6 protein-coding genes are annotated in these 5,086 nt (G+C 61.7%); all 6 read left to right on the top strand.

The window, feature by feature from the left end; genetic code table 11:
- Positions 1–125: 125 nt before the first annotated feature.
- The gene (locus tag WCA53_RS02830) at positions 126–1,250 is read left to right on the top strand and encodes a PLP-dependent cysteine synthase family protein (RefSeq protein WP_423905245.1); all 1,125 of its coding nucleotides are present in this window, start codon (positions 126–128) and stop codon (positions 1,248–1,250) included.
- Between the two features lie 148 nt (positions 1,251–1,398).
- Complete coding sequence (locus tag WCA53_RS02825) at positions 1,399–1,857, top strand: response regulator receiver protein (protein ID WP_423905243.1); 459 nt, start codon at positions 1,399–1,401, stop codon at positions 1,855–1,857.
- Between the two features lie 4 nt (positions 1,858–1,861).
- Positions 1,862–2,605 (top strand): Mut7-C RNAse domain-containing protein, encoded by a 744-nt coding sequence (locus tag WCA53_RS02820; protein ID WP_423905241.1) that lies wholly within the window; start codon positions 1,862–1,864, stop codon positions 2,603–2,605.
- A gap of 258 nt (positions 2,606–2,863) precedes the next feature.
- Positions 2,864–3,061 (top strand): hypothetical protein, encoded by a 198-nt coding sequence (locus WCA53_RS02815; RefSeq protein WP_423905239.1) that lies wholly within the window; start codon positions 2,864–2,866, stop codon positions 3,059–3,061.
- 124 nt (positions 3,062–3,185) lie between these two features.
- A complete protein-coding gene (locus tag WCA53_RS02810; RefSeq protein ID WP_423905237.1) occupies positions 3,186–3,344 on the top strand; it encodes a hypothetical protein in 159 nt (52 codons plus the stop codon).
- A 146-nt stretch (positions 3,345–3,490) separates the two neighbouring features.
- Positions 3,491–5,086 (top strand): penicillin acylase family protein (locus WCA53_RS02805; RefSeq protein ID WP_423905236.1); only part of this gene is annotated, 1,596 nt, incomplete at its 3' end.

The following is a 5,086-nucleotide window of genomic DNA, read 5'->3' as shown; positions in this document are numbered from 1 at the left end:
GGCCATCTGTGGTTCGCGGGTTCGAGGCTCGTGCGTAGCACTTGGCGCAGTGCAATAGTGCTGGCGCTCAAGCCGCATCGCCCTCGCCTGATCTCCTGTCAGCCGTCATTTCGGTGGAGATTGCCATGCCGCGTTCCGAATGGACTCGTGAAGCGATTCGCAAGATCGAAGCCGACTTCAACCGCTCCGCCGATACCCACCTGATTCCGCTGGACCTGCCCGGTTATCCGGCCATCCATTTCTATTTCAAGGATGAATCCAGCCATCCGACCGGCAGCCTGAAACATCGTCTGGCGCGATCGTTGTTTCTTTATGCGCTTTGCAATGGCTGGCTACGTGAAAAGAGCACGGTAGTAGAAGCGTCCAGCGGATCAACGGCCATTTCCGAAGCGTACTTCGCGCGACTGCTCGGCCTGCCCTTCGTTGCGGTGATTCCCGCTGGCACTTCCCAGGTAAAAATCGCGGCGATCGAGTTCTATGGCGGGCACTGTCATCTGGTTGGCAATCCCGCGGATATCTACGCGGAATCGCACCGGCTTGCCACGGAAACCGGCGGCCATTTCATGGACCAGTTCACCTATGCCGAGCGTGCGACCGACTGGCGCGCCAACAACAACATCGCCGAGTCGATCTTCAAGCAGATGGCCGACGAGGAGCACCCGGTGCCGGCCTGGATCGTGTCCAGCGGGGGCACCGGCGGCACGATCGCGACCTTGGGCCGCTACGTTGCGTACCGTCGATATGAAACGCGAATTCTTTGCGCCGACCCCGAGAATTCCGTGTTTTTCGACTATTTCAAAGGCACGCTGGCAGGCCAGCCGGACAGCAGCCTGACCCTGGACGTCGGCTCGAAGATCGAAGGCATCGGTCGTCCGCGGGTTGAACGCTCCTTTATTCCGACCTGTATCGACGCAATGCTCAAGGTGCCGGATGCATTGTCCTTTGCTGCAATGCGCTATCTGGCCAGCCGCTTCGGACGTCGCGTGGGCGGCTCGACAGGGACCAATCTCGTGGGTGTCCTGTATCTGGCCGAGCGCATGAGGGAAGCGGGCGAGCAAGGATCTATCGTGAGCCTGCTGTGCGATAGCGGCGAACGCTATAGCAACACGTACTACGACGCTGCGTGGTACCGGGCGCAAGGAATTCCAGTCGCCGAGCCCGATGCGCTGATCGCTCGTGCAGTGGCTGGCGAAGCCCCGCTGACGCAGCATTGCGTTGCGGGGCTGGAGGCCGCCGGAACTGGGATTTAGCGAGCAACGGAGCTAAAATAGACAACAAAGAAAGCAAAGATCCAAAGACAAAGATCCAAAACTGGAATCGCCCCTCGGCGGCGCATTGTGCAACGCAATGCAAGACCACTCGCCGTCGGAAACACACAGTCCCGCCGTCGAGATTGAAGTGACAAACCGTCTGCCCTACGACAATACGAACCAGCATTCGCTTTGGAACCGGAAGAAATTCACCGCAATTCTGCCGATGTTCCGCCGAGTGATCGTCGCACATGCTGAGGCGCCGGCAGGCGAGTCAATGGCGCTGCTGTTAGGCTTTAAAGGCTTTCCGTCGATCTACGCGCAAGACCTGTGTTCGACCCGCCGGCTTCTCGATGAATGGGGCGCTCAGGCTTTACTGTTGGACAAACGTCTGGACATCGCCACCGATTTCGCGTTTGTCCGCAACGTCACCGCGGCTCCGACTCATGCAGAGCGGTTCATCGTTGCACTGAGCAGCATCCATCCCGAAGACTCGATGTCTGCGTTGCAAGCCGCTGGTTTTGATGGGCATTGCCGCCGGCCCTGTCCGGTTTGGAGACTCACGGATCTTCTCAGGGAATATTTTGACCGGGCGCCCTACCCTTAGCGCAATGGTCGTTGCTACTTTCCGCTTCTACGAAGAGCTGAACGATTTCCTTCCGCCTGCATTGCGCCAACGGGACTTCGAACGTGCCTGCGCGCATGCCGCGACGCTCAAGCACACACTGGAGGCGCTCGGCGTCCCGCATACCGAGGTCGAACTGATCCTCATCAATGGGGAATCGGCCGGCTTCGAACGGATCCTGCGCGAAGGCGATCGCGTTGCCGTCTACCCGACCTTCGAGGCATTCGATATCACGCCCCTGTTGCAGTTGCGTGACCATCCGCTGCGCGTGACGCGCTTTATCGCGGATAGGCATCTCGGCGGGCTCGCGCGCCTGCTGCGCGTGACCGGCTTCGATACGCTATGGAACACCGCGTCCGAGCATGGCGCGATCGCAGAGGCCGCAGCCCGCGATCACCGCATCGTGCTGACGCGCGATTGCGAACTGCTTAAGCGCCGCGACATCACACATGGCTGTTTTGTGCGAGCGCGTCAGTCAGCGCTACAACTGCGCGAGATCTTCGAGCGGCTCGACCTCGCGCGCAGTGCGCGACCTTTCACGCTATGCATGCACTGCAACGCGCCGCTGCGCAAAGTCGACAAGTCAGGGGTCCAGCAACGCGTACCGGCACCCGTATTTGACTGCTACGAACGGTTTACCAACTGCGATCTCTGCGGACGTATCTTCTGGGAAGGCTTGCATTGGCAGCGCATGCTTGCCGTGCTCGACGGCATCCTCGTCCCGAGTTGAGGTACGTTTGCCGGCGACGCGCGCCTGATGTTCGTACACCGCCTGTGCGTCAACCCGGTGTAACCCGATTCATCTGGAAAAACATTTTTTCCCACATATTGATCATTGAGCCGCCATCGCATTAAGATGGTGCCCTTGGGTGCGCAACGCACCCGGACGCCGCAAAGGCCCCGCATCCGCAATCTTTCACATAGCGCGGCGCGCGGCGACCAAGTCAAGTTCCCAGCGAATGAAGCACCTATTACCTAGGAGACGACAGTGCTGAGTCCTCATGAATTTGCAACCCTGATGCTGCTCAAGGACGCCCCAGACCAGATCGACCTGGACCATGCCGATCTGGTAACCCTTGTCGAACACCAACTCGTTACGCTGGAAAGGCTCACGTCCGGGCAACGGCGGCCTCTTGTCACCGTCAACGGTCACTCGGTTCTCAAGGCTGCAGCGCGGATCCGTTGAGTGTCACTTGCATCAAACGCTTTACCTCTTGATCCTGACATGACGCGCGGCTCGATCGGCGTCCGATCGAGTCCTGTGCTGTCCTGTAAGCTGGATCAGATTGTGCAATGCAAAGGAGTCTTCCGTGACTGACTCGTGGGCGGGGATTGTCGTGGGTTCATTCGGGCTGACCGTCGCTGCGCTGCTCGTCATCGGCCACTATCGCCGTGAATGGATGCGGCGGCGGCTCCTCAGGCGAATGGATCACCGGCAATGTTGGGACGTGATGCGCAAACGTCGCTGACAACGCCTCGCCGATGGCCGCGCGCCGCGGCTCATTGATCGAGTGCAAACGCGCGTTGCGCCGTCTTGGCGTGGCTTAACTTGAGCTCGGCGAGAGTCCTGCTGCGCCTGGTGACAGGACGTCAACTATGAGGCCTAGGGTCGGCCATGAATCGTCCGGGCCTCTCCTTACGAAAACGGTATTCAGCGTGGCTGGTGACGCTGTTGTGCGCCCTCGCCATCATCCTCGCGGCGACTGCAATCGCGGGCTGGATGACGTTGCGCGCTAGCCTGCCGCAGCTCGACGGTACGCACGATGTATTAGCGCTAGCCGCGCCGGTGACTATCGAACGCGACGCGCTCGGCGTGCCAACGCTGCGAGGCAGCACCCGCGCTGACCTGGCTTTTGGTACTGGCTTCGTGCACGCGCAGGATCGCTTCTTCCAGATGGATTTGCTGCGCCGCGTCGCGGCGGGCGAGATGTCCGCACTGATCGGTCCGTCGGCGCTCGAGCTTGATCGCCGCGACCGCCCGCACCGCTTCCGCGAGCGCGCACGGATGTCGCTCGCAGCGTTGCCCCCCGACCAGAGGCAACTGATCGAGCGATACACGGCGGGCGTCAATGACGGGCTCGCCTCGTTGACCGCGCGCCCGTTCGAGTACTGGCTGCTGCGCACACAGCCCGCTGCGTGGCGCCCCGAAGACACGCTGCTGGTCGTCTATGCAATGTACTTCGACCTGCAAATCAATGAGGTGAGCCGCATCCTGTCGCGCGCAGCGTTGCGCGAGCGCGTGCCGGTGGATCTGTTCGCGTTCCTCCTGCCGGCGACGAGTCATTGGGATGCACCGTTCGACGTCGCATCGTCACCGCCGGGTGACCTTGGGATGCCACCCTCGACACGCCCGGACTGGTTGCGCACGCTGAAACCGGCTGACATCCCGCCATCGAGCGCCGGGCCGCGGTACAGCGGCCTGACCATGGCCAACTCGATGACCGGCAGCAACAGCTGGGCGGTCGATGGCGCACACAGTGCACACGGCCGGGCGATCGTCGCGAACGACATGCACCTCGGCCTGTCGTTGCCGAACATCTGGTACCGGATATCGCTAGCGTGGCCCGGACCCGACGGACGAACGCACCGCGTCACTGGAGTCAGCCTGCCCGGTGCGCCCCTCGTGATCGCCGGCAGCAACGGGCAGGTCGCCTGGGGCTTCACAAACAGCTATGGCCGTTTCATCGATCTGATCGAATTGCAACGTAGTCCTGCTGATCCGTTGCAGTACCGGATCGCGGATGGCAGTTGGGAACGTGCGACCGTCCATCGCGAACGCATTGCCGTCAACGGCGGCGTGCCGGTCGACTTGCAGGTCATCGATACGCGCTGGGGCCCGCAGATCGTGGTCGGCCCACACGCGTACGCGCTGCGCTGGGTCGCGCATGATCCTCAGGCGGTCAACCTGAACTTGCAGCGGCTTGAAGACAGCGCGAGCGTGACAGACGCGCTACATGTGGCGCAAACCAGCGGGATTCCGACGCAGAACTTCGTAGTCGCGGATTCGCGCGGCAAGATCGGCTGGACGCTTGCCGGACCCCTGCCGCAACGTGACGCTATTGATGACGCATCGAGCGCGCAGCTCGGCGACCTGCCGTTCAATTCGCTCACGTATCGCGGCTGGCGGGGCTACCTGACTCCGGATGCGTACCCCTCTCGGATCGACCCGCCGCTCGGGCGCCTGTGGACCGCGAACAACCGCACGCTGCCC

This window comes from Caballeronia sp. (genome assembly GCF_049581465.1).
In the GTDB taxonomy this organism is placed as follows: Bacteria; Pseudomonadota; Gammaproteobacteria; order Burkholderiales; family Burkholderiaceae; genus Caballeronia.
The sequence above is the reverse complement of the archived record's forward strand: the minus strand, read 5'-3'. Positions and strand labels throughout refer to the sequence as shown.